Below are 23510 nucleotides of genomic sequence, written 5' to 3' on the forward strand. Positions count from 1 at the left end.
GTAAGGTTATTTACACCGCCGGTCCTCCACGACCGGGGACATCTTGATTGCGTTGCGTCGCTTCCTGCGCAAGCTGCTGCTCCTGGTGTTTGTTGAACGCCAGCGATTGTTGCGACGTTTCCTGCAGCGAGGGGACGGGTTCGTTGGTATTGACCGAGGCCCTGAAGCCCGGCGTGGTCCCCGTCACCCATAACGTGTCCCCCGCCAGTCGTACGCCATCGATCTTGCCGGCGTCGGTCATGCCCTCCTTTTTGCTCAGCAGCATGGCGTGGGCGACATGGTCGTCCGCGATATGGGGTGGCGCGCCATCCCTGAGCTTCGCGAAGAGCGCCTGATCGTTCGGCGGCAATTGCCCGAGCGGCGAAGCCTGCTTGTCGGTGTGCTCGATAGCGGCGGATGTCGGTGAGCCGTGCGCCGGCAAGGATGCATGTGGTGGGGATTCCGGTGGCTTGGTCCCGCTTTGGATCGCCGGGCCTTTGCCTTCCAGTGCCGGCTTTTCTGCTTGCTTGATGTCTTCCGCGGTGGTGATCGCTTTGGGCACCATCTTGCTGTCGGACAGGAAGCCGTCGCGGCCATCGTCCATCATCGTCACGATCGCGCTGTTCGGCCCCGGGCGGCCGGTCTTGGGGTCGGGCTGCAGCATCAGGGAATACGGCTTGCCGGCATCCAGGCCGTCGTGGGCGTGGGTGCGGGAGACGGCGGCCGTGGCGGCGTCGATCTCCGCTTCGGTTCGCGCAATCCCAGCGTTGGCGTAGGCGCCGGCCACCATGCCGCGCATCGTCGTGGCTTTCGGCAAGGTGGGATTCGCCTGCGCTTCGGCTGCCATGGCCGCGTATTCCTGCAACCCGGCCTGCTGGCTGCGATGCACTTCGTTCAATTCGTCGCGGACGTTGCCCTGGGCCTGGTTGGTGCCGTAGATCATGCCCGGCGTCGCCCACTCGCCATTGGCGCCACGGGTGTAGGTGTGGCCATCGGACGCCTGCAGGGAGTCCGTCTGCGCGCTGGCGTGCTTCACCGCGGCCGGCATGTCGCCGTGCTGGTGCCAGCCGAACTGGTTGTAGGCCACTTCGTAGCGGCCAGCGATCGCGGCCGGCGTGTTGGCCGCGTTCTGGGCGATGATCAATTTCGAGGCCTGGTCCAGCTCGGCCGCGCGTTGCGGGGTGGCGGTTTCGGCATGGGTGACCTTCATGCCGTGCTCGATGTATTGGTCGACGACCGTCCGCGACCAGGTGTGGGTCTGCGGATTGCGGTTCCAGTGTCCTTCCCCATCCAGGCTGGGGGTTTCGCCTTTGCCCGAGGGGATGGAGTAGGGGTTCTGCGGCTGCGACAGATTCGCCAGTCCCAATTCGTAGGACGCGTTGGCGGACTTGTAGTTCAGTTGGTTGGCCAGTACGTCGCCGGCCACGTATCTGACCTTGCTGTAGGTGGCGCTTCCGCTTTCCGGCGATGCCGTAGTCGTGGCCTTGATTTTTTGCGTCTCCGCCACCCGCGACCAGGTGCCTTTCGGATCGTTGGGATCGCGGCTCCATTCGTTGCCGTCCCGGTCCTTCTGGGTGAAGACGCTGTCGATGTCCTTCTGCTGCGCCCATTTCTCGCCGAGGAAGGCACCGCCGACGCCACCGGCCACGCCGCCGATCGCCGAAGTGACGAGGGCGCCCGGGCCGCTCGGCGAGCCGCCCGCCAGGCCATATCCGGCGCCCGCCAGGAAGCCGACGGCGATGCCGCCACCGATGCCGCCGACGTTGCGGCCGATGAAATGGGTCTTGGCCGACTCGGCGCCTGTCGCGTTGCCCTGCGCTTCCAGTTTCACCACTTGATGGCCGGTGGTGGAGAAGTCGTATGCCAGTGCGGCCACCGCGATCACGGTTCCGCCTTTCGCCAGCATGCCGGGACGCAGGCCTTTGGACGCCGCCACCGCTTCACCGGTGATGGCCGCTTCTCCCAGCGACGCCGCCGGCGCGCCGAATCCGGTGGGCGCACGGGTCAGGCCCGCGTTTGCCAGTTCGGCGGCGGGCGGGAACTTGGCGGCGTCTGCGCCGAGGGTTGCGGCAACCTCCTGCGAGAGCGAGACCTTGGTGACTTTCGGTCCCACATTGTCAGGCGATACAAAAATGCCCTTGGGCACCGCTTCGATGAATTGCGCCTGCACCTTCGGCAGTACGGCATCGGCGCCACCTTGGGCGTAGAGCGCTTTCAGTTCGCTTACCGGCTGCCCGCCCAGGGTTCTGACGTTGGGGTTCTCCAACACGACGGGCAGTTCCACCTTGCCGAAGACACGTTCGATGTTGGCATTGGTGGCGACTACCTTGATGTCGCCGCGCAGCGAGCCTGCGAATTCATGCGACGCTTCGCCCCAAAGGGAGCCTTCCAATGACGTCGCGCTCCTGGCGACAGCCTTGGGATTGCCATACAGAAAATCACCAGCGGACTTCCCGGCCTGCTCAAGACCTTGGCCCTGTCCTTTGAAGAGGCGCTCTGCCGCATCGTGGATGGCAGTTTCGACCTGCTTGTCGCCAAGGAATTGCGCCCTTGGCGTGTTGTTGATGATGGGCTCGCCCGTCTTGCTCGCAAGCTCCTTGGCGATCGTCTCGGACGATACCTCGCCGACCGGGCGGCTATAGAGGATGCCTCCCTCGCCTATGGCTTTGGCGGGATATTGGCGTGCGACCGCCTGGATTTCCTCCAGCGATTGGGCTCTTCTGATCTGCTCGATCTGCTTGGAGTAGTCGTCGCTCATGTCGCGGCTCCATCATCGGCAACTAGAATCCAGCCATCCCTGAAAAGGACTTGCCCCATGAAATGGGCGTCCGGGTACTCGTTTAGAAGGGATGGCCTATTCGCATAGCGGATCCCGGCAGCGATCAGTTGAGCTATCAGGGTATGGATGATGCTTGCTTCTGTTGCCGCGAAGATCCGACATGTCCTCCCCTGCATTGGCATGCCTATGTCGCCATCACGGCCATAGCCAAACGAGACCACTTCGATGTTGAAGTCGTTGCCATTGGGCAGGAACGCCCTTTGGATTTCGCCGAAGTATTCTTCGCCATCCACCTCGATCGCGAATGTCTCATGACGCTGTTCATCCATGATGCCGCGCACACCGCCCGAAAATCTGGCGCGCCCTTCCGGGAATTGCAGCCAATCGAAGGTGGAGTGGTTGGATAAGTCCATGTCTAGTGCTCCATGTTGGATCATCGGAAATTACAACGTTGCGCGGGCTTCAAGTTGTCGGTCTGGTCAAGCGGTTCGCTTGATGCTTGGCCGACGAAGCCCTGCGCTCCGAGTCGGCGATAGCTTCTGCCATCACGGTGAGGATTTCAAGAAAGGCGCCGATGGCTGCGATCAGGGGGTGATTCGATCATCCTCGACTAAAGTCCAGTCCTTGCTGAAGCTCACTTGGCCCATAAAGTGGGCGTTCGGATATTCCGTCAACAGAGATGGCCTGTCCGAAAATTGAATGCCAGCAGCGATCAATTGAACTGTGAGTGCCTGAATGTCGCTTGCCTGTGTTGCCGTGAAGACGCGGCATGTCCTCCCCTGCATCGGCATCCCTATGTCGCCGCGGCGGCCGTAGCCAAATGAGACGATTTCGATGTTGTAGTCATTGCCATTGGGCAGGAATACGTTTTCAACTTCGCCGAAGTACTCTTCGCCGCCTACCTCGACGGCGAACGTCTCATGGCCCTGTTCATCCATGATGCCGCGAACCAGGCCAGAAAATCTGGCGTGCCCCTCCGGGAATTGCACCCACTCGAAGGTGGGATGGTCATGTAAGTCCATGCTTGTTGCTCCTGTCGGGCGAAGGGTAGGGGGCTAGGGATCAATTGCCTCCGTCCCCTTTTGTTCTACAGCCGGTCACCACCTCGCCTGGGTCGCCTGGCCCCAACTCACCGCAGCAGGCCGACCACGAAGTCCAGCAGCGCCCGCGTCTTGGCCGGGACGTGGTGCCTGGTGGGGTAGTAGGCGTGCAGTGGAAAGCGCTCGTCCTGCCAATCAGGGAACAAGGGCACGAGCTTGTTGCCGGCGAGGTAACTCTCGGCACCCAGCTCGAACAGCTGGGCGATGCCGTGGCCAGCCAGGCAGGTGCTGTAGAGGGTGCCGGCATCGTTGACAGTCAAGGCGCCACGGGCCGCGACGGTGAGCTTTCGTCGGCGCTGGTGGAATTCCCAGGGGAATGGTCGACCAGTGATCGAGTCACGAAACAGGATGCACCGGTGGTGACCTGTCTCGAGTTCGCGAGGATCGGTCGGCCGTCCGTAGCGTCGGAGATAGGACGGCGACGCGACGGTCAACACCCGTGTATCGAGCAACTTGCGGGACACCAGCGACGAGGATTGCGGATGACCAAAACGGATCGCCAGATCGAACCCGTCGGTCACCATGTCGCCAAGGTCGTCCCGGCTGCGCAGTTCCACCTCGAGATCCGGATGACTGTCCAGAAACGCGCCCAGCATGGGGCCAAGGACCAGCCGGGAAAAGAATGGGTCGATGTTGACGCGCAGCCGACCGCGTACCGCGGCAGTGCCTCCCGCGGCGCTGCTGGTGGCCTCTTCGAGCGCACCGACCAATGGCATGACCTGCTCATAGAAACGGCGCCCCTCGTCCGTCAAACGCACGGACCGGGTGCTGCGCTCGAAGACACGGATGCCCAGCCTGCTTTCGAGTCGCGCCACGGCCCGGCTGACGCCTGATTGGGACATGTCGAGTGCTTCTCCGGCCCGGCTGAAGCTGGCCATGTCGACGACGGCTGCCATGACGTCGAGGCCTTCGAGCAGTTGCGGGTCGAACATTGCCATTGATGACTGCCGCGCATGAACAAGATTTCTCCCATGCTATCGCCTTTCGCGGAGTTCGTATCCAGACTTCCGCTCAACGCTACGCACCCCGCGTGGCATCAGGAGAACCCCATGTTTGTCATCACCGGAGTGACCGGCCAGGTCGGTGGTCGGATCGCCAGAGCGTTGCTCACCGAAGGCGTTTCCGTGCGCGCCGTTCTGCGGGACGCGACCAAGGCATCGACGTGGGCCAGTCTCGGTTGCGAGACGGCATTGGCCGCGATGGACGACGCCGCGGCGTTGGCGGACGCATTCGCCGGGGCCGAAGCCGTGTTCGTGCTCTTGCCGCCCGTGTTCGATCCGGCGCCGGGCTACGCCGAAACCCGGGCCAATGTCGCAGCGCTGGTCACGGCACTGCAGCAGGTACGGCCGCAGCGTGTGGTGGCGCTTTCCACCATCGGCGCCCAGGCGAGGCAAGACAGTTTGCTGGTCCAGTTGCAGATCATGGAACGCGCCTTTGAAGCGCTGCCCATGCCGGTCGCCTTTCTGCGCGCCGCGTGGTTCATGGAGAACACCGCGTGGGACATCGACGGTGCGCGCTCGCTTGGTGTCGTGTCGAGCTTCCTGCAGCCGCTGGACAAGCAGGTGCCCATGGTGGCGACGGCAGACGTCGCCGCGATGGCGGTTCGGATGCTGCGCGATGTTTGGGAGGGACGCCGGGTGGTCGAGTTGGAAGGGCCGCGCCGCATCACGCCGTTGGCGCTGGCCGCCGCCTTGGGCCGGGTGCTCGGGCGCGATGTCGTGGCGCAGCCGGTACCGCGGGCGACCTGGGACGCGCTTTTCCGCTCACAAGGCATGGCCAACCCAGAGCCGCGCATCCGGATGCTGGACGGTTTCAACGATGACTGGATCGAATTCGAAGTCGGCTGTGAGGCATCGCTGAAGGGCACGACGGAACTCGAGACGGTGTTGCGGGGCCTTGTCTCGGCGAGCGCCTGATGCGCCAGGAACAAAGGGGGCGCAGGTAATTAAGCGACCAAATCCCATGGGTTGCCGTGGTAGTGCCTGACGGCATGCGCGGTAGGCGACGAGCAGGTTTGGATCTTTCCCATCGTCATGTGAGTTGCCATGCGGAGTCGGCGGCGCATGGAGCTTCCAGGCATTCCGATGCATGTCGTCCAGCGTGGGGTCAATTCTCCTGGACGACGAAGATCGACATGGCTATCGCGGTCTGCTGTGCCACGTGTGTGAGCGCTTTGGCATGCGGGCACGCAATGGTGGACAGATACCCGTCAATTCCCTTTGACATTTTTGACAAAATACATCGCTTTGTCGGCATGTTCGAGAAGCTGATGCTCGTCATTGCCGTGCTCAGGATAGTGCGCGATCCCAATGCTCGGCGCGATGTTCAAACTGTGGCCGTCCAGAATAAAGGGATGACCGAAAGCGTCGCGGATTTTTTCCGACACCCGCGCTACGTTCTCCGGTGAAGAGGTCCCGCGGAGCAGAACAACAAACTCATCGCCACCGACGCGAGCAACGGTGTCCGATTCGCGAATGCATTGCTTCAGGCGTATAGCGACCTCTTTCAGCAATAGATCCCCGATGCGATGACCCAGTGCATCGTTCACCTGTTTGAATTTATCCAGATCAAGATAGAGCAAAGACAGTTGCCCCTGCTCTCGTCGTGCCGCGGACAGCGCAACTTTCAGACGATCGTGGAAAAAAACACGATTGGGAAGTGCGGTCAGTTGATCGTACTGCGCCATGTATTGCAGTCGAACCTGCATTTGCTGGCGCTCGATGGCGGCGGCAATTTGAGTCGAGACGAACTGCAGCAATTCCTGGTCCTGTTCGCTGTAGCAGACGCCACCAGGATAGCTTTTGACCATGAGCAGGCCAATTGTCCCTTTCTGCGATTTGAGTGGAACACCCAGCCAGGAGAAGGGATTCCTGCCAAAGGAGAGACGCAGCACTTTCAGGCGATCAACCATCGTCTCAGGTGTCAGCAGCAGCGGCTGGCCGGTATGAATAATCTCGGCGTAGAGCGTCCCCGGGATCAGGTTGAAAGGCTCTGGCGTTTGCAGATGCTCATCCACATGATAGGGGAAGCTGAGTTGGTCGGTTTCATCGTCGTAGAGCGCCACGGAGAAATTATCTGCGGGCAGGAGTGTGCCGACGATCTGATGGATGCGTTGGAATAACTTGAGAAGATCTTCCGCGGTTTGCGCTGCTTCGGAAATGGAGTAGAGCGCAGACTGCAAGGATTCGGATCGCTTGCGTTCGGTGATATCGCGCGCAACGCCAATGCGCAACTGATCGGCCGGCGACCAGCGCGCTGACCACATGATGTGGACGACTTTCCCAGTCTTGTGCAAGTACCGGTTCTCGAAATGCAGCTGAGGCTGGCCTGCCATCACCGCCACCAGAGAGTTGCGGGTCAGTTCGCGATCTTCAGGCAGCATCATGTCGAACATGTTTTTGCCGATCATTTCCTTCGGCGTATACCCGAAAATTCGCTCGCACGAAGCGCTCGCAAAGACGACGTGGGCTTCAATATCCACCGCAAAAACGGCATCCATCATAAGATCGATAAAGCTGGCTGACGGCGCGTGGGGATTGGGTTCCATAAAGAATTATAAGGCCTGAATGGCTAGGAAAGCCGGGGACAGAGTGCGCTTGGCGTGCCCCGGTACAGGAGGTTGCTGGATGGGTGCTTCGTTTGGAGGTGCGGCACTGGTTCCAGCTCAGAGCGGGGGATCGCACATGCCATGCCAATCCCGGCTGGATCTCCCGGGTGTCGCCCGGCATCTCAGAGGAAAGTGCACGCTGACCCTGTGCGAGCATCCCGGCATCGTCTGAGCCGTGGCGAGCGCTTGTTCTGTCGCCCTGCGGATGCGCTGTGCGCGGGAGGGTAGCCGGCAAAGCGCGGAGTCCTTTGGGCGTCGTAACAGAAGCAGCGGCACAACGGCGAGGTGGCGTGCCGGCTTTTCGTCTGCCCAGGCCGGCGAACAGCAACCCCTATGCCCAACGCGCGAACGAGTGCTTTAATGCCGGAGCCGCTATCGGCTTTACCGTCCTGGAGCAAGCACCTTGAACGCCCACCGATTTTTTGTCGCCGCTCTGTCCGCTTGCCTGACCACGGTGCCCGCGCTCGCTGTCGCTGCGACGCAGACGCCCGTCACTCCGGCGAAAGTGATGATGCTTGGCTCGTTCCACTTCGAAAATCCGGGGCGGGACATGGTGAAGTTCAAGGTCTCCGACGTGATGTCGAAAGACAATCAGGCCTACCTCGCGGGTCTTGCCGCGCGGCTAGCCGCGTTCCGTCCCACCGACGTGCTGGTGGAATGCGATCCATCCGAGCAGGCGAAATACGACGCCGCTTTTGCCCGCTACCGCGACGGCCAGTCGACCCTGCCGGCTAACGAAGTGCACCAAATCGGTTTCCGCGTCGCCAAAGCCTCAGGGATTGCGGGAGTGACGTGCTTCGACGAAGGTAAAGTCGGCTGGGAGGCCGATCCGATGTTCGATTACATCAAGGCGAACGACCCGGCGATGCAGGCGACGATGGATGCCACGTTCAAGAATCTTTCCGAGCGCGCCGACCGCGAGCAATCGACGTTGCCGCTGGCCGAGCTGCTGCGCCTGACGAACGATCCCGCACGCGACCGCGAAAACAAGAATCTCTACATCAGCACCAATGCGGTGGATGCCGGTGGCAGCTTTGTCGGTGCTGACGCTGCGGCCAGTTGGTGGCACCGCAACTTCCGCATGTATGCCAACGTGCAGAAGGCCGCGCAACCCGGCCACCGTTTGCTGGTGATTGCCGGATCCGGCCACACGGCGATCCTCAAGGACCTGCTGGCGATCGACATGCAGCGCACCGCCGAGGACGTGAACGGGTATCTGGTGCCGTAAGTCGACCTGGCGTTAAGGGCAACAGCGGGGCTCAACAGTGGGGCCAGAAGGAATATGTGCTTCAAATGGATATTTCCTCTGGCCCCGTTGTTGGCGATCCTCATTGGTGTGGTAACGGTGAAGATGCGCCATGCGGGCGCTTTTGCAAACCAAGGTCGCTGCACAATGTTGATTGCCAAGAACTAAAGCTGGGGATGCCTCAGACTCTGCGCCCTGTTTTCCCAGTTTCATCCCCGACACCGACCACGCCGACTCCAGCCATGACCAAAGTTCTGATCCTCAGTGTAAGCGCCGGCAATGGCCACGTGCGCGCAGCACAGGCGCTTGCTGCCGCCGCGCCCTCTCTCGCTCCCTCGTGCACGGCTGTACATATCGACACCATGGCCCATGTGTCGGGGGCGTTCCGCCGTATCTACACCGATTGGTACATCCAGCTCGTGAATCGCGCGCCCGAACTGTGGTCGTATCTGCATCAGCGCAGCGACGTCACGCCGCACCACGCGGCGTCGCAGCGCTTGCGCCGCGGTATCGAGCGACTGAGCACCGGCGCGTTGCTGCGCGAGATTCGAAACGCGAAGCCCGATGCCGTGATTTGCACCCACTTCCTGCCGGCCGAGTTGCTGATGCGCGAACGCAGAAACGCTGACCTCAACTATCCCGTCTGGTTGCAGATCACCGACTACGATCTGCACAACATGTGGCTCGTTCCCGAGATGACCGGCTACCTGGCGGCGAACGAAGAGGTCGCGTTCCGGCTTCGTGCACGCGGCATTCCGGCCGACCGTGTGCACGTCACAGGAATTCCGGTGATGCCAGCATTCTCGAAGCCTGACGCGCCGACGCTGGAGCGCGACGCTTGCGCGGCCGCCCTGGGTCTGGAGCCATCGCGTTCCACGCTTCTGATGGCGTCGGGCGGCGCTGGCGTTGGCGATCTTGCGAGCATGGTCGAACGTGCACTGGGCATGGCAAGCGATTTCCAGGTAATCGCCGTGGCGGGCCGCAATGCCGAAACGCACGCCAGGCTGTCGGCGCTGGCGCTTCGCCATCCGGGCCGGATGATTGCGGTGGGCTTCACCGACGAGATGCACAAGCTCATGGCAGCTGCCGATCTGGTCGTCACCAAGCCCGGCGGCCTCACCGTGTCCGAGTGCCTGGCACTGGGCAAGCCGATGCTGCTGATCTCGCCGATCCCTGGCCAAGAAGAACACAACGCCGGCTTCCTGATGGAAGAAGGCGCAGCATGGCTGGCCTACGATGCCATTGGCCTTGACTACAAGGTCGAACGGCTGATGGCCGATCGGCCGAAATTGCGAACCATGGCCGCGTGCAGCCTTGCGCTCGGCAAGCCCCAGGCCGCAGCGACGGTGCTTCAACGTGTGCTGCAGAGCATGCCGCATGATGCGGGCCGCAGATAGAGCGCCCATCCGTCGCACACTGGTCTACCTGGCCTGGGTACTTGTGATGACGTTCTTTTTCGCCAAGATCGAGGTGCAGATCGAGGGGCTGTAACGGAGCCGCGTTCACTTAGGAAGTCAACCTTACCCAGTTTCTGGAAGAAAGAAAGTTAGACTGAAACCAGAGCCCTTAGGTTGGCTGCGGACATTCAGCCACAAGGAGGCCCAGCTTGCGCTTGCTGATTCGCAGTGTTGTTTCCCTGGCGGTGTCGTTGGGCCTGTTGGCCTGTACGCAAATCCCAGCGGATGCCAAACGACCCGAAGAGAAGGCCGCGGACGAACGCCCGCCCAGTACGGCCGAGTTGCTCGCCGAGCAGGACAAGGCTGCGGAGAGCGCGGATCGGGCTGCCGATCAGGCCAGTGCAGCGGCTAACCCCGTTGAAGGCTTTGCCCCCTTGCCGCAAGGCCCGGAACTGACGCCGAGCGCCTTGCTCCAAGCCATTGCTCAGGTGGCGAAGTCGCTTCAATCCCAGGCCGATATGGCGCCGGAAAATGTCGCTCAAGTGATGGGGTTGGAGCTTCGACCCGACACGGAAGGACGGCGAACCGGCGCCCAAGGAACACTCGGATCAGGCCGCTACGAAATCGCCATTTGGAAGCCCTATGCCCGCCATCCCGGGCATACCATCGAGATCAGGGTGCGCCCGTCGGAGGCCTGCGCGTTCGCATTCAAGCCGCTACATGACCAGTTGGTCGCGGCAGGGTTCGGCATCAGCAAGAATGCGCCGGGTTTCAAGCCCGAGGTCTACTTCGATCGAGCGGCCGCCGGCAATCTTGGCTTGTATGTCATCGCCCGTACGGATCAGAGAGAGGCGCCGCGCTGCGTCTCTATCGTGACCCTGGAAATGGAGCCGCGCGATGGCTGACCAGCGCGATATCGACAGGTTGCTGCAAGATCTGGAGAAGTAGCCGGCATGCGCACGCAGGTGCTTAGGGCGATTTGGTCACCTGATGGGTTGGACCGGGCCAGACGTTGGAGTTAAGCTTTTCCTGACCAGCCGAGAGGCGCGCGGACGGGATGTAACGTATGGAATCGACAACGCACAACCAGCCTAAGCCCGGGGAGTTTTTCATCCTCGAAGCAGGCACCATCAATGGCCCAGTGAATGGCGTTGTGTTTGAGAACCTCGACCGTTTGCTGTCGCCACCGCGCCTGATTCTGAAGCCCCAAGGTGGCGGCTTCCCGCCGCTGTGCGAAACCCCACGTTTGGTCTACAACCCCAGCAAAGGCCTTCCGCCAAAAGACCTGGAACCCGGTTTCAGTGGTTATTGGTTGGTGTCGGAACGACTTCATCAGGTCATGGTCTCGGTCGATTCCAACGCGTTTGCGTTCGCAGAGGTGGACTACCGCTTGGCCGACGGCTCGAAGGGACCGCGCCACCTGCTCTGCGATGTAATCCAAGAAATTGATGCGCTGAACGAAGAAGCGTCCAATCTCTTCATCGATACCACCGAAGACTTCGTCAACGGCAAGTTCTACGACCTGACCGGCGGCGCAAGCATCACGTTCGATCGCGAACGACTTGGTTCGGCGCATGTATTTAAGACGCCTTACACCGGTAGGATCTTCTGCGACCGAGTATTCAAGGATGCAGCCGCTGCAGCAGGCATTGAGACCAATACCGACGCCGACGGCCTGTGGTTCATCGACGCTTCGGACATCTAGCAGTGCAGAGCGGCGACCAGGAAGGAGCCTAATTCATGCCTCGAAACGGGCCTGTTTTCCAAGACCATCACGCCATTGAGCAGCAGACGCTGGAGCGAAACCAGCTTCTCAAGGCGCTATCGGGCGCAGGGTATTTCGACATCCATTCTCCCGAGAACCGGATCTTTCTACCGGCCGATCCAGCGTTTGCAAAGACCTTGGGCACCACGCCGCATAGTGGTGGGCCCATCTCCGACTACCAGAATGGGCTGATTGATCGTTTGGGGCGCCTTGAGCAAACCCCTGACGGTATGAAGGCCCTATCAGGCGATCCAGATGCATTGGGAAGAATCGCCGGCCGCGTGGAAACGCTCCGCGACACAGTGCGCGTGGGTCTCGTCAACGGAGACTTGCACACCAACGCGCCGCTTGGTCTTCGAGCCGACGACATCCGTCCGAGTGTCCAGAACTTCTTCCGCAACGAAGTTGCGTATGGGCAGGCCAATGCAGCGCAACTCCAGGGCCTGCAAGGCTACGCGCCGGTTGATCACGGCTGGGTAGCGGTGACCCACACCGAAGGCCGTGTGGTGAGTACCCTCCAGCACATTCAGAGCGTCCCCAATCCTTTGACCCGTGGTGGCGCGGTCGAACTCCAGCGCCATGGTCTATCCCAGGCCATCTCAAACGCCTACCACGACGGCCGCTTGACCCTGTCGCCGGGCGGCGTGGCGGTGATCGAGAACACCTTGGGCGAGGAAGCTGCACGCAACCTCCGTGTTCCCCGCGGCCAGCGCGGCGAAGTCGCCATGCAGCTACTGATGGGCGAGGCGTCCGCCCGCGGCCTGACCCGTGCCGGCGGACTCCTGGCGACCGGCGCGGACGCCGTCATGACCGCGCGCACCGCCTCGGCGCTGATGGAGCAGGGCAACACCACGGCCGCGCAGTCGGAGGTCGATCACGCCATTGCACGCAACGTTGGTGGCTGGGCCGGCGGTGCGGCGACGGCGGCTGCGCTGGGCAGCAGCAGCGGGTTCGTGCCCTCGGCGCTGGTGGTGGGCGATGCCATCTTGATGAGCAAGGCCTTCGACAAGGCCGTCGACCTCAACGAGAACCGCGACATCTTCCACCAGGCCGACAAGGCCGGGGTGGAGTGGCAGTTCAACGGGCGGGATTGGGAGCGCCAAGGCGCGTTCGACCGCACGCCCGATGGGCGCGATACTCCTGCTCAGGGACCGGTGGGAGCCAGTTACGTCAAATCGCAGGAGCTGGGCGCCATGGCGAATGCCAAGGCCGCCGAGTTCGCGCTGGGCAAAGCGCCCCCGCCGCAGGATCCGTTCAATCTCCCGGCCCAGGCCGGCGACCGGACGGGCCTCGACAACCAGAACTGGCAGCGCAATCCGACCACCGAGTCTTGGGAGCGCCAGGTCAAGACAGGCGTGTCGGGTGCCAACGATCATGGCGTCTATGAGCCGCAGGCCGCTACACCGGAACAGGCGCAGCGCCTGAACCAGGAAGCCCTGGCGCGCATCGAGAACAACGTCGCCACCGGCCGCGAGGCCATCGCCCAGGCCTATCTGGAAAGCCATGCCGCCCAGCGCGGGCAGGACTACGGCGTGAGGGTGCCCGCCGCGGTGGAGAATGCCCGGGCCAAGCAGGATCAGATGCAAGGCCACGACGGTCAGCTTTACCAGCGCACTGCTGAGGGGCAATGGGCCGGGAAGGACGGGGTGGCCAGTGGCAACCTTGCGGTGGAGCTGGAGCTCACCAACCAGATGCGCCAGCCGTCCCTTGAGCGTGCCCAAGAAACCTTGGCGGCCATCGAAGCGCGCCCCGCGCCGACGGCCGCGCAGATGGAGCACAACGAACTCCTGCATCGCTACCGCGCCGCCGGCGTCGACCTCAACGCCCAGGAAAACAACTTGGAGGCGGTGAAGCTTGCCACCCAGCGGACAAAGGAAGCCGAAGGCCTCACCGGCCCGATGATGCAGCAGTTGAAGCCGAACGAGCAGGGGCAATACGGCTACGACAGCCCGATTGTTCACTACCAGATCGGACAGGACGGGGTCGCCCACCAAGTCGCGTTGACCACCCCGGAGGAGTTGCGCCAGGCCAAGGCTGAGTTGAGCCAGTCTGCTGTGGCGCACGTGCCGACGCTGGCCACGGTCTTGGTCACCGCACCGGGCCGCAGCAAGCAGCAGGAGGCCGAGCCGGCGCAGGAGAAGAGCGCGCAGGGTCCGATGCTGGCCGACAATCCCGCGCATTCAGACCACTCCACCTACCAGACGATCCATTCTTGGGTCAGCGGAACCGGGAACTGGAACGAGGAGGAAAGTCGCAACGTCACCGCCGCGCTCTACAAGCAACAGGCCGAGGACCCACTGGTGAAGCGGGTGGACCGGGTCACTGGCGCGCTGGGCAAGGATGGGGCCGAGAGCGTGCTGGCGGTCTACGCGCCGTTCGGCGACAAGCTGCCGTTCTTCCACGCCCGCGTGGATGGGCGCGAGGCGGCCCAGCAGCCAGCAGAACAGAGCCTGGTGCAGGCCGAGCAGATCAAGGTGGAGCAGGTGCGCCAGCAGCAGGTGGAGATGACGCAGCAGCAGACCACGCAACAGCAGGCAGGCCCAAGCCGGTCTCTGTGAGGGCGGCTGCCGGCGTGGCGCTGCGGTGCGTGTTGCGAGGGAGCGGACCCCGCAGCACAAGGGCCCTGTTTCCGTTCGCCGCGTGGTTCACCGCCTACCGGGCGGTCGTGTCCTTGAGCGCTTGCGCGCCCACCTGATCCAGGATGCCGCGCGCCGCGCGGGCGGCGGTGTAGATGGCCTCTCCCAGCGCGGGCAGCGTGCGGGGATCCAGATAGGGCGCCGTGCCGGCGGCGAGGATGTCGCCATGCGCGGCGATGGTGCGGATCAGGCCGTCGAGCGCATCGGCCTGGTCGAGGGTGATGCCGAAGACAAAGCGGTTGCACGCCATCTCAGCGATCCTCCGGTGCGTGGTGGGCGATGGCCGCGTCAGTCTTCGCGGGCCACGCTCACCACCAGTTCGCCGTCGCGCACCTGCACGCGCAGCGTACTGCCGATGGCAAAGCCCAGTTCCTCCATCCAGCGGCCGCCCAGGCGCAGCGCGGGCGTGCGCTTGCCGCTGGCGGAGTGGCCGCAGCCCACGGTGCAGGTCTGCGGCGGGCGAGGGCGGCGGGGCGCGCGTGGCGGGCGGGCCAGCTCGGCGGCGATGGCGGCCGCGGCGTCTTCAACCGACATCATCGGCGTGAACGGTGGCTCGATGTAACGCAGGAAGCCGGCCGGCTCGGGCGCGGGACCGGGCTTCGGTTGGCGCGTTGCACGGTTGCGGGCAGGCGTGGGGCGGGTGGGGACGCTACGGGGACGGTTGACGCATGGCACAGCCTCCTTGGCAGACAGGAACCCGCGCCGAACGGCGACGGGATGTCGGGAGGTTAGAAACCGCACACAGCCGGCGGGCTTATTTCCCCGAAGGGTGTTGTATTCGCCGCCCTCCCGACGCAGGCAGCGCGTCGGAGTGTGCCTGCGAACAGGCACAAAAAACCCACCGGTTTGACGGAGGTGGGTGCCGCTGTGTGAGGAGTTTCTACGCTCCTTGGAGGGAATGGTGCTACTGGTTTTTATGGATGTCAACTTGGTTTGGGCTGTAACGCGAAGGTGAGCTTTAGCGAGTTCGGTTTGAATGAATTGTCAGCCGCTCTGCCTAAGTACTAGGCTGTACTCACGAATGCTGGCCGACCTGATCTGGTCCTTAGTCATTGACTTGTTGCCGAGGACGGCGGCTATCGGCACAACCATGACTATAGTTCGCCGGTCCTTTGTGTTCCAGCCATAGGCCACAAACGATTTATCTGCAAGAAATTGCTGACTCCCCTCCTCAATGTCAGATGAAAGGATACTGCCGCCAGGCTCCAAGTTATTTGAAGCTGTCAGGTGCACGAAACCTATTGAGCTGTCGACAAGAATCTTGTCCTTGTGACCGCAAGAGTTTGTACGGCCTTCCACGACCGATGCTGTGTGACCTAGCGACATGAGATGTTGAACAACAATGTTCGCTAGCGACCTTTTACGATCGAGCTTGCTCTTCCCTTCCATCATCGGTTGTTCCTCCAAGCCTGCGGAGCCGTGGGTCATGGTGCCTGAACGTGCTCGATGAGTTGTGCCTCCAGCCACCCCTTGGAGGAGCATGTGAGAACCTTGTTCTTGTCTCGGGTCTTTTCAATGAAGAACGGCGCGCCCTCATTGACGTCCATGTATCCGTCGAGTGTGATCTTTACAGAAATATCTGAACTGGTTTCATCAATAGGCTTAATGACTACCTGATAGGTTGCGGCAGTCTTGGTGCGCTTGTCTTTCAGGTATGGAATGCCGAACATCTTTCCGCAATCTGCTTGATCAGGTGTAAGCTTTACTTGCACCGGATCGGTCTTAATGATCAAAAGCTCCTTGTCTCGGAAGGTTGGCATAGCACCCATGTCAATGAGCACCGTAGAAGCCTTTTGAAATGCATATTCAGCTGACATCGGGACCTCAGCTGCCGAGGCGGCTGTCGGAAGAAAATACCCTGCAAAGGCGAAAGCGGCGTATACCTTGATTTTATTTTTCACACGGTTAAATTTTTGATTGATCACGGTCCTGGTGCCTTAGCTAAGTCGCGCTGTGAAAAATGGGCTGTATATCCTGAAGAAGTCTGTTGAGGACTGGCGCCGCGCATCAGTCGCGGATTTTCCGTGGCGCAGCAAAGGCAAAGACGTAGGCTGCATGCGATTATTGGTCTGGCACCATTACTCATATAATTTCCGTTTGATTGGGCGAGGCCGGCCAGCAAGGTATAACCGCAGGTAGATTGTGCGCCCCTTAAGGGCCGCTGGGCTGGTACTGAAATGCTGGATCTCGGCGAAGGATAGCTTGACGCTGGAGTGCGCGCCAAGCTTAATGTCCTCAATGTTCTCCTCTGAATCCATGCTGTGGGACTGCTCCCACCTGAAAAGCTTGCGCTTGCACCATACAAGCTCCCAGTACGTAATGATCAGCGGAGTGGCGCCGAGGTTACGAATGATTACCTCGTTTCCGATGTATTCGTCGCTCGTGAATTTGTACCCAACTTCGATTCGAACGCGCGCGCGCCAGATCTCCAAAATCTTGACTATAGCAAGCAGCGTGGAAAGCACCGCTCCCCATAGAGCTATGGGCGTTGACCCTTGTAGTAATGCGCTCAGGTATGAATTCATCTTCTTTTAGGTCCGGCGCTTGAATTAATCCGAGCCGCGAAGCGGATTCGGCTTGGAAGAAATTTTTTAGGTCTCAATGCCCATCTCCCTGAATATCATCAACCAGCCGTACTGCACTGTCGGTTTGCAAGTTGCGTTGTAGTCAACGGCGAGTGCAGAAGAGCACTGGACACAAAGCTTATCCATTGCGTCGATGGCCTTCTCAACGTCATCGAAAGTCGGTGTGTAGGATGGCTTTCTCTTGTCGCTATGCGCAATTACACGGTCCGCAAAGCTCTCAAGCTTCTTTGCGTTCTGCTCGAATTGGTCGAGCTTTATCCGAATCTCATCAGTGAAATTAGTGTCTGGCGCCACCGCCCTATTGGCGTGCAAGTCACTTGCTAGTGCAGCTAGAGAGATGCTGTCTGAACTACGCTTTAGATGTTTCCGAACCATCATTAGAACGTGCGCTACATACGTATCTTCCATGTACTCGTGAAAGTAGTCGGCCTGCTGCATCTTCGGATTTTTCTCTATCATCCTGTGCAGATCGCGAAACATGTCTCTACTAAGGAGTACGTTCGCACAGTCGTGACTCGCCACGTCAAGCCACCTCTTCCACTTCACGACCTTATTGCTCATTGAGACCTGACGCCTAAGTAAGCCGCGCGGAAGGCGTCGGCTTGAATGAGTAAAAAGGAGACTTCCCCGCCGACGGCCCAGCCGTTCGGCCTCGTGGGCCATGATTGGTTTGCACCTCAATCAACGCAGCGGAGAAGACTCCCATGGGCACTATAACCATCGGCATCGACCTGGCAAAGCTCCTGTTTTCCACGTGCAGCATGGACGAGGGCGGCCACGTTCTGCAACGTCGCGAACTGCGGCGCGAGGCGTTCATCGCCTGGCTGGCGCAGCTGGCGCCGGGAACCGTGGTGGCCATGGAAGCGTTTTCCGGTGCCCATCACTGGGCGCGGCGGTGTCTGGAACTGGGGCTGGTGCCGCGGCTGATGGCCGCCCAGTTCGTCAAACCCTTCCGCAAGCAGCGCAGCGGCATGAATTGTTAGACCTAAAGTGGTGATGCAAAAAGGAATTTATAAAAGAATTCACGTGGATCACTTATTTTTATCGTCAATGTGCCATTGAGCAACTCTGTTGCGCATCGCTCAATTATATCTTCGATATCTTCCTTGAATTTTCTTGTATTTATCTTTGTGATGTACTGAGTTACGGAGTCGTGATAAATCCCGTCCCATTCAGTAGTCGGATGGGTGATGGTGCTCGATGCTTCAGGGGATAAGCGAAAAACTACTTTGGCATTCCCGTTTTTGCTTATGTTAACCAAGCTGCCATCATGGTACAGCCCGTTTCTCAGCGAATAAAGTTTCTCGATCTCATCTTTGTCATATTTGCTGAATGTGGCGAGGGCAACCTTGATGCCCGCTTGATATTGCGTCGAATTCGAGTGGTTGCCATATGCGCCTCCAATTTGATCTAGTATTGCAAAGCATGAAAGGAGTGGGGTGTATATTCTGGTTCTGTTATTATTGAAGGATGACTGGGCTGTTTCTATTAGGTCGTACAGGCTGGATGAAACTATGCAGTTTGATAGGTGGACTTTTCCGTTCAAGCGATTTAGGTGGGCGTACGCTAGCTCTGATACGTCAAGATCTTCCAGTGCCTTGCTTTTGAAATATTCAGATACATCGAATCTGCTTTTTGATTTAAAATCAGTAACTGGCATGAAGTTCCATCCTTTAGGTTTAACGCCCGAATTAAGCCGGCTGGCGAGGCCAGTTCGGCTTGAATTGTTAGAGCGCGGGCTCTGATATGAAGTCAAGGAAAGCATCGCCAATGGCGGTGGTACGTTTCCCGACTAAGCCCTGCCCAGTCATCATCACTTGCAACCCGACGTTGTCTACAAGTCCGCGTGCAACAAGATCGTTCCATACCTGTCCGTACACTTGTCTTTTGTCCCTTAGGTTCGGCATCCCATGCTCTATTACGGACGACAGCGCCCCCATCATTACATTCGACGTGTCTGGAGGTTGCTGAAAGAACTTGAGTAGCTGCACGTGAAGGTCTGAGAAGACGTCGATGTACTCAAGAAATATCTGCTGTATGGATTCCTCGGGAGCCTTGCCAGAAGCAATGTTGAACAAAGCATTGCGAAGGGCCTCTCGCTTCTCTTGACGGTGAGTGCGAACTGCTAGCTGCGAAGCATGCAGAACAGCCGAAACAAACTCTTCGTTCTCGCTGAGCTTCCCAATGTCAACGCCGCGATGCTCTAACTCAATGAGCTTCTCGCCTACATACTCCATCCACTCAATGCGCCGTTTCTCAAGTGGCGGTTGCACAATGTGCTGGAACAGCTCAGCGCCTGGGCCTCCAACTATTGGAATTGCCGATATGCCAGCCTTAGTTAAGGCGTGGGCGGTGTCGCCTTTGCTGTACTTCGGTGGTTCCAGCTTGTCAGAAGCCATGACGTGTCCTGAGTGCTCTAACGCCTGAATTAAGCCGACCCGCAGCGGGGCGACGACTGGGTGCGAATATAGCCGAAGGCGCACACTCTGGCGCCGGCCCGATGTGGGTTCGGCTTGAACTGTTAGGCATCATTGCCACGGCTACAACTTGGCCGCTAGTGACTTAAGTCGCTTGCTTGGCTTGGACAACTTGACGTGAAGCTTTCCATCATTTGACGACCTGAGACCCGTCACATAGTCCTTTACAAGATCAAAAGTTGCCGAATCGCTGATCTGATACCAGCCAGATTTGTATTTTACTTTCCCGCATGTGATTAGGCTCTCCATGTCGGGATAGTTCTCAGCGAACTGCTTGGTTCGCCTTTTGAGTTCTTCAATTTCGGATTCTGTGAGTGACATGACTGAGTCCTATGATGCCTAACGTAGAGCTAACCGGCGCTGCGCGGCTTTATCGCGCAGCGTCCAGTGACCGAAGGGGGCGAGGTTGAGCGCCATGTTAGGCCGATGGCTGCGACAACTATGCATCTAGGATGTTTTGCAAAAATGGAAACTCTTGTAAGCAAACTGCATTTATTTGAGAGCGCAGCAGGTCATCGCCACTATTGTGTTTTCCGAGGCTGAGATAGTAGTTCTTTCCTTCGTGCTTAGCAAAAATGAGCCATTCGCCAGTAAGCGCCTCGTTATTTATAAGGCGTTCCCAGTTGGACACGACTGCATCATGTGCAATTTGCACTACATCGGCTTCCGTGACATACCTTTCTTCGCCACTGGCTTTTGCGTCTGCAATCTTTTGCTTAAACCACGGAAGGCCAAATTTACCGATGCCTTTTTGAATATTGCGAGCCATGCTTGGTAACCCGTCTTCAAGGTAGTGCTGATGCCAAAGTCCTTGAAGTGGCGGGTGCTTGAACGGGGTGGCTGCTTTTAATCCTCTAGCCGCCTCAACGCCCTCCAAAACTCGAATTTGGCTCACGACTTTTGCCGGATTAAGCATTTCAGATTGAGTTGCGCCAAATAGTTCAAGCAAAAGCAAAAAACTATATCTGCCCGCGACGACTGATTCGAGGCCAATTGCTCCGGCGAAAGATAGCAACTCTGAAGTAGCGTCGCTGCCATCACTACGGGTTGCTTTGAATCGTGGGCTAGACATTGCTTGGGTGGCCTAACTACTGTTCGGCGAAAAAATGGTGTGTAAAACAGATGTGTAGCGCACCGATACCGCTACCTGTCGGAGCAGCACGCATCCTGAATTTGATCTTCCGCAAGTCACGCTGCCGCACAATCCTTGCGTCTAACCCCACGGCCATTCCCCAGTGCATCCCCGCACCAGACCGACGCTACCACTTGTTGACGGCCGTCACAAGTTGAAGGCCACTCGGCGGAACCGCCGGCGGCCTTAATTTGTAGACAAGTTGTTTGATCCCGCGCCATCCAGACTTACTGGATAGCGCGTTCCGCGGATAACTCAATTGCTCGGCGCACTCCAAACCTGCCCCTTAACCCCACGCACACTCGCATCCGCCGCGCCATCCAGATCGAACACAATCACACTGTTCTCGCCCTTCCGCTGCATCGGCGCCGGGAAATACAACGCCCGCTGCGGCCCGATGTTCCAATGCCGCCCCAGGTTGTGGCCGTTGGCCCAGGCGAAGCCTTTGCCGAAGGCCTGCATGTCCAGGAAGGTGTCGGTGGGCGTGCCGATCTTGACGGTGCCGCGGTGGAAGGCGGGGCCGTCGACCTTGGCGGTGGTCCAGCCGGTGAGTTTGCTCGGGTCGTCCATCGGCAGCGGGAAGGTCTGCCAGCCGGTCAGCGGCTTGCCGTCGAGCAAGACGGGGTCGACTAGGCCGGCGCGGCCGTCGGGCAGATGAGCGCCGTAGTTGATGCGGCCGCCGTTTTCCACCAGCACGTCCACGGTGTGGGGGCCGGCGGGGATGTCCACGTCCACGGCCACCTGCTCCAGGCGGCGCTCGGCGCTGCCGTCCAACTGAATGAACTGTTAGGCAGCGGCGTTCTCCAACCACTCGCCGTCCCACGTGGCCGACTGCAGCCACTCAATTAATGCCTCTACATATTTCTGAAAGTCGGACGCCAGGCGTACCTTTGTGTCTTCGTCGCGACCGAAGGCAATGATTTGACCGGAATGGCCCTGTATATCTGGGTCGAAGTCCAAGCCGTGATGATTTCCACCCCAATCATGGGTGAGGGGTATCCATGCTCGATTGCAGTACATGGGCTTGATGGCGCCTTCAGGGTCTGAGCGCATGAATTCGGCGCAATCGGCGTTCATTTCAGCTTCGTCGATGGAGCGCCAGGTGTCCCATTGCGCGCGAATTCCAGCGACTGACAGAAGCTGCTGACCGAAGAAGAGGCGTGGTCCGTCTTGGCCGTCGTGTGTCAGCAAGAAAGTCTTGACCGAATCCGGCAGTGCCACGCCGAGGTGGTGCTCTAAGCCATGAAGCGCAGCCAGATCCGTGCCCTGCCGTAATGCGATCGCATCGAGGCATCCGAGTTCGGCGAGGCGGCTTTCAATTCGGTTCCATTGTTCGTGCATTGCGATTCCTGAAATTTGCTTTGAGGTGTCCTGCTCATCAGATCGTGGCCAATGTCGCCGGCGACTTCAACTCCAGGCCGATCGTGGACACCTGCTCGATCGAGACAGATTCGATGCGATCGTCGAGTGGATCTTCGGCCGGTATCCAATCAGGTGAAGGGATGTCTCGCGTTTCGGCAGGGCCGTTGTGGGGCTCAAAGTGGGGTGCATTGCAGGTCTTGTGGTCCAGCGGCTAGCCTTGCCTGGCCTGTAGCAACGGCAACCCTTTTTCTAAGCACGTCCATGCGTCTCATGAACTTTTCGTTCTCGAATGCAGCCATCCGGGCGTCGTAGCAAACCTCAATCTGGCCGGACTGCACTGTGACCATGACTAGCACAGGCGTCCTGGTGCAGAAGAGTTCCGCTCCCTCTCGGTAAGAGCAGGAAAAGCCCTCGTCCATCGCATACTTGCGAACTGCGTCTACCACCGATTTCCGGGTTTCTGGAGTGTCCGATACAACAATCCTGCTCTTGAAGAATCCATCGCAGCCAGTGAGCGAGACGGCTGCAGCGACGACAAGAAATAGCGCTTTGGGTTGCATAAATCGTCGAACTCCTGGACTTGTCGGTTGGAGAGCGGTGGACGACCGAAATGCCGCGCCATTCGAATGCATCTGATAGCGCGGCGCGTGGGAGGGCTTAGCCGCCCGGCGTACTCCAAACCTGCCCCTTAACCCCATGCACGCTCGCATCCGCCGCGCTATCCAGATCGAACACGATCACGCTGTTCTCGCCCTTACGCTGCATCGGCGCCGGGAAATACAACGCCCGCTGCGGCCCGATGTTCCAGTGCCGGCTCAGGTTGTGGCCGTTGGCCCAGGCGAAGCCTTTGCCGTTAGCCGCACACGTTGTAAGCAGCGACACGCTTTTCCTTGAGCGAACACTCGAACACGATGGTGACGCCTTCCGCGTCGCCGTCGCGCCCCCACATGGAGAAGCCGAGTGTTGCGGGTGGGGGAACCAGTGCCACAACTTCAGATGGCTGCTCTCCAGGTAAGTTGGGTGCCCGGCGCAAGAACTGCTCCCATGACTCAGCCATTACCGTGCCGACCTCGAGCGGAACATACGGCAGTAGAACCGGGAAGTTGGCGTAGGGCCAATTCTCGGTTGGTTCTTTCGGCTCAATTGACTGAACAGCAATGTTGCCTTGCTCGAATGTGTACTCAAGCACGCAGCCGCTATAGAAAAGCCCGTATACGAGAGGTATTTCCCGTATGCACTGAGGTTCGCTGAGGATTTGGAGTTGGTTGTGATTGACGGTGGCGATATGGTGCAGTGGCGTCGCAAACCTGTTGCCACTGATCTCTGCTTCCAGCGGGCCGCCAAATACGCTGGGCGAATATTTATCGCTTCGCACGAGAGGCGTTACTGTGCCGTTCTGGTAGATGACAACGAGTTCTTCGCGCATGGCTGGCTTGTATGGCTAA

21 protein-coding genes and 3 pseudogenes are annotated in these 23510 nt (G+C 59.6%); 7 read left to right on the forward strand and 17 right to left on the reverse strand.

Annotated elements, in window-relative coordinates:
* Nucleotides 1-10 precede the first annotated feature (10 nt).
* The 4 genes from HEP73_RS06320 to HEP73_RS06335 form a co-directional block, all read right to left on the reverse strand.
* Nucleotides 11-2737 (reverse strand): hypothetical protein, encoded by a 2727-nt coding sequence (locus tag HEP73_RS06320; RefSeq protein WP_185822538.1) that lies wholly within the window; start codon nucleotides 2735-2737, stop codon nucleotides 11-13.
* Nucleotides 2734-3171, reverse strand: a complete 438-nt coding sequence (locus tag HEP73_RS06325; RefSeq protein ID WP_185822539.1) for a hypothetical protein — start codon at nucleotides 3169-3171, stop codon at nucleotides 2734-2736. Before HEP73_RS06325 ends, HEP73_RS06320 begins: the two co-directional genes overlap by 4 nt.
* Before the next feature lie 171 nt (nucleotides 3172-3342).
* Nucleotides 3343-3780: a hypothetical protein gene (locus HEP73_RS06330; RefSeq protein WP_185822540.1), complete on the reverse strand. Its 438-nt coding sequence runs from the start codon at nucleotides 3778-3780 to the stop codon at nucleotides 3343-3345.
* Nucleotides 3781-3887: 107 nt separating this feature from the next.
* Nucleotides 3888-4796 (reverse strand): LysR family transcriptional regulator, encoded by a 909-nt coding sequence (locus tag HEP73_RS06335; RefSeq protein ID WP_185822541.1) that lies wholly within the window; start codon nucleotides 4794-4796, stop codon nucleotides 3888-3890.
* A 111-nt stretch (nucleotides 4797-4907) separates the two neighbouring features.
* Here HEP73_RS06335 and HEP73_RS06340 point away from each other — a divergent pair, with 111 nt between their 5' ends.
* A complete protein-coding gene (locus tag HEP73_RS06340; protein ID WP_185822542.1) occupies nucleotides 4908-5774 on the forward strand; it encodes an NmrA family NAD(P)-binding protein in 867 nt (288 codons plus the stop codon).
* Between the two features lie 293 nt (nucleotides 5775-6067).
* Here the strand turns inward: HEP73_RS06340 and HEP73_RS06345 are convergent, their stop codons facing one another.
* Nucleotides 6068-7405, reverse strand: coding sequence for a sensor domain-containing protein (locus tag HEP73_RS06345; RefSeq protein ID WP_185822543.1), 1338 nt, complete (start codon nucleotides 7403-7405; stop codon nucleotides 6068-6070).
* A gap of 463 nt (nucleotides 7406-7868) precedes the next feature.
* On the opposite strand from HEP73_RS06345, the gene HEP73_RS06350 reads away from it, so the two are divergent.
* The 5 genes from HEP73_RS06350 (at nucleotide 7869) to HEP73_RS06370 (ending at nucleotide 14431) form a co-directional block, all read left to right on the forward strand.
* Nucleotides 7869-8693 carry a DUF5694 domain-containing protein gene (locus HEP73_RS06350; RefSeq protein ID WP_185822544.1) on the forward strand — a complete coding sequence of 275 codons (825 nt, stop codon included), beginning with the start codon at nucleotides 7869-7871 and terminating at the stop codon, nucleotides 8691-8693.
* Between the two features lie 260 nt (nucleotides 8694-8953).
* Complete coding sequence (locus HEP73_RS06355) at nucleotides 8954-10108, forward strand: MGDG synthase family glycosyltransferase (RefSeq protein WP_185822545.1); 1155 nt, start codon at nucleotides 8954-8956, stop codon at nucleotides 10106-10108.
* A 209-nt stretch (nucleotides 10109-10317) separates the two neighbouring features.
* A complete protein-coding gene (locus HEP73_RS06360; RefSeq protein ID WP_255423695.1) occupies nucleotides 10318-11013 on the forward strand; it encodes a hypothetical protein in 696 nt (231 codons plus the stop codon).
* Nucleotides 11014-11174: 161 nt separating this feature from the next.
* Nucleotides 11175-11813, forward strand: a complete 639-nt coding sequence (locus HEP73_RS06365; RefSeq protein ID WP_185822546.1) for a DUF1629 domain-containing protein — start codon at nucleotides 11175-11177, stop codon at nucleotides 11811-11813.
* Nucleotides 11814-11848: 35 nt separating this feature from the next.
* Complete coding sequence (locus tag HEP73_RS06370) at nucleotides 11849-14431, forward strand: XVIPCD domain-containing protein (RefSeq protein ID WP_185822547.1); 2583 nt, start codon at nucleotides 11849-11851, stop codon at nucleotides 14429-14431.
* A 94-nt stretch (nucleotides 14432-14525) separates the two neighbouring features.
* Here the strand turns inward: HEP73_RS06370 and HEP73_RS06375 are convergent, their stop codons facing one another.
* From HEP73_RS06375 to HEP73_RS06395, 5 genes are all read right to left on the reverse strand, one after another.
* Complete coding sequence (locus HEP73_RS06375; protein WP_185822548.1) at nucleotides 14526-14759, reverse strand: hypothetical protein; 234 nt, start codon at nucleotides 14757-14759, stop codon at nucleotides 14526-14528.
* A gap of 38 nt (nucleotides 14760-14797) precedes the next feature.
* Nucleotides 14798-15046, reverse strand: a complete 249-nt coding sequence (locus HEP73_RS22745; protein WP_185822549.1) for a SymE family type I addiction module toxin — start codon at nucleotides 15044-15046, stop codon at nucleotides 14798-14800.
* 447 nt (nucleotides 15047-15493) lie between these two features.
* The gene (locus HEP73_RS06385; protein WP_185822550.1) at nucleotides 15494-15937 is read right to left on the reverse strand and encodes a hypothetical protein; all 444 of its coding nucleotides are present in this window, start codon (nucleotides 15935-15937) and stop codon (nucleotides 15494-15496) included.
* Nucleotides 15934-16434: a hypothetical protein gene (locus tag HEP73_RS06390; protein WP_185822551.1), complete on the reverse strand. Its 501-nt coding sequence runs from the start codon at nucleotides 16432-16434 to the stop codon at nucleotides 15934-15936. The genes HEP73_RS06385 and HEP73_RS06390 overlap by 4 nt, the downstream gene beginning before the upstream one ends.
* A 666-nt stretch (nucleotides 16435-17100) precedes the next feature.
* Nucleotides 17101-17655 carry an AbiU2 domain-containing protein gene (locus tag HEP73_RS06395; protein WP_185822552.1) on the reverse strand — a complete coding sequence of 185 codons (555 nt, stop codon included), beginning with the start codon at nucleotides 17653-17655 and terminating at the stop codon, nucleotides 17101-17103.
* A gap of 143 nt (nucleotides 17656-17798) precedes the next feature.
* On the opposite strand from HEP73_RS06395, the pseudogene HEP73_RS06400 reads away from it, so the two are divergent.
* Nucleotides 17799-18071: pseudogene (locus HEP73_RS06400) on the forward strand (IS110 family transposase); the annotation flags it as partial.
* 8 nt (nucleotides 18072-18079) lie between these two features.
* Here the strand turns inward: HEP73_RS06400 and HEP73_RS06405 are convergent.
* From HEP73_RS06405 to HEP73_RS06435, 7 genes and pseudogenes are all read right to left on the reverse strand, one after another.
* On the reverse strand, nucleotides 18080-18754 hold the full coding sequence (locus tag HEP73_RS06405; protein WP_185822553.1) for a hypothetical protein: 675 nt from the start codon (nucleotides 18752-18754) through the stop codon (nucleotides 18080-18082).
* Between the two features lie 67 nt (nucleotides 18755-18821).
* Nucleotides 18822-19493 (reverse strand): hypothetical protein, encoded by a 672-nt coding sequence (locus HEP73_RS06410; RefSeq protein WP_185822554.1) that lies wholly within the window; start codon nucleotides 19491-19493, stop codon nucleotides 18822-18824.
* A 517-nt stretch (nucleotides 19494-20010) separates the two neighbouring features.
* Nucleotides 20011-20643 (reverse strand): hypothetical protein, encoded by a 633-nt coding sequence (locus HEP73_RS06415; protein ID WP_221899383.1) that lies wholly within the window; start codon nucleotides 20641-20643, stop codon nucleotides 20011-20013.
* Nucleotides 20644-20958: 315 nt separating this feature from the next.
* A pseudogene (locus tag HEP73_RS06420) lies at nucleotides 20959-21471 on the reverse strand (beta-galactosidase); the annotation flags it as partial.
* A gap of 18 nt (nucleotides 21472-21489) precedes the next feature.
* On the reverse strand, nucleotides 21490-22044 hold the full coding sequence (locus HEP73_RS06425; RefSeq protein WP_185822555.1) for an SMI1/KNR4 family protein: 555 nt from the start codon (nucleotides 22042-22044) through the stop codon (nucleotides 21490-21492).
* A 678-nt stretch (nucleotides 22045-22722) separates the two neighbouring features.
* Nucleotides 22723-22923, reverse strand: a pseudogene (locus HEP73_RS06430) (beta-galactosidase); the annotation flags it as partial.
* Nucleotides 22919-23491 carry a hypothetical protein gene (locus HEP73_RS06435; RefSeq protein ID WP_185822556.1) on the reverse strand — a complete coding sequence of 191 codons (573 nt, stop codon included), beginning with the start codon at nucleotides 23489-23491 and terminating at the stop codon, nucleotides 22919-22921. The gene HEP73_RS06435 and the pseudogene HEP73_RS06430, both read right to left, overlap by 5 nt.
* Between the last annotated feature and the right edge of the window lie 19 nt (nucleotides 23492-23510).

The sequence above is a fragment of the Xanthomonas sp. GW genome (assembly GCF_014236815.1).
Taxonomy (GTDB): Bacteria; Pseudomonadota; Gammaproteobacteria; order Xanthomonadales; family Xanthomonadaceae; genus Xanthomonas_A.

Coding starts and splice junctions, on each gene's coding strand:
- HEP73_RS06325 (WP_185822539.1), bottom strand. CDS start 3,171: ATGGACTTATCCAACCACTCCACCTTCGATTGGCTGCAATTCCCGGAA.
- HEP73_RS06355 (WP_185822545.1), top strand. CDS start 8,954: ATGACCAAAGTTCTGATCCTCAGTGTAAGCGCCGGCAATGGCCACGTG.
- HEP73_RS06340 (WP_185822542.1), top strand. CDS start 4,908: ATGTTTGTCATCACCGGAGTGACCGGCCAGGTCGGTGGTCGGATCGCC.
- HEP73_RS06320 (WP_185822538.1), bottom strand. CDS start 2,737: ATGAGCGACGACTACTCCAAGCAGATCGAGCAGATCAGAAGAGCCCAA.
- HEP73_RS06335 (WP_185822541.1), bottom strand. CDS start 4,796: ATGGCAATGTTCGACCCGCAACTGCTCGAAGGCCTCGACGTCATGGCA.
- HEP73_RS06375 (WP_185822548.1), bottom strand. CDS start 14,759: ATGGCGTGCAACCGCTTTGTCTTCGGCATCACCCTCGACCAGGCCGAT.
- HEP73_RS06345 (WP_185822543.1), bottom strand. CDS start 7,405: ATGGAACCCAATCCCCACGCGCCGTCAGCCAGCTTTATCGATCTTATG.
- HEP73_RS06410 (WP_185822554.1), bottom strand. CDS start 19,493: ATGGCTTCTGACAAGCTGGAACCACCGAAGTACAGCAAAGGCGACACC.
- HEP73_RS06330 (WP_185822540.1), bottom strand. CDS start 3,780: ATGGACTTACATGACCATCCCACCTTCGAGTGGGTGCAATTCCCGGAG.
- HEP73_RS06365 (WP_185822546.1), top strand. CDS start 11,175: ATGGAATCGACAACGCACAACCAGCCTAAGCCCGGGGAGTTTTTCATC.
- HEP73_RS06385 (WP_185822550.1), bottom strand. CDS start 15,937: ATGACCCACGGCTCCGCAGGCTTGGAGGAACAACCGATGATGGAAGGG.
- HEP73_RS06415 (WP_221899383.1), bottom strand. CDS start 20,643: ATGTCTAGCCCACGATTCAAAGCAACCCGTAGTGATGGCAGCGACGCT.
- HEP73_RS06370 (WP_185822547.1), top strand. CDS start 11,849: ATGCCTCGAAACGGGCCTGTTTTCCAAGACCATCACGCCATTGAGCAG.
- HEP73_RS06405 (WP_185822553.1), bottom strand. CDS start 18,754: ATGCCAGTTACTGATTTTAAATCAAAAAGCAGATTCGATGTATCTGAA.
- HEP73_RS06425 (WP_185822555.1), bottom strand. CDS start 22,044: ATGCACGAACAATGGAACCGAATTGAAAGCCGCCTCGCCGAACTCGGA.
- HEP73_RS22745 (WP_185822549.1), bottom strand. CDS start 15,046: ATGATGTCGGTTGAAGACGCCGCGGCCGCCATCGCCGCCGAGCTGGCC.
- HEP73_RS06435 (WP_185822556.1), bottom strand. CDS start 23,491: ATGCGCGAAGAACTCGTTGTCATCTACCAGAACGGCACAGTAACGCCT.
- HEP73_RS06395 (WP_185822552.1), bottom strand. CDS start 17,655: ATGAGCAATAAGGTCGTGAAGTGGAAGAGGTGGCTTGACGTGGCGAGT.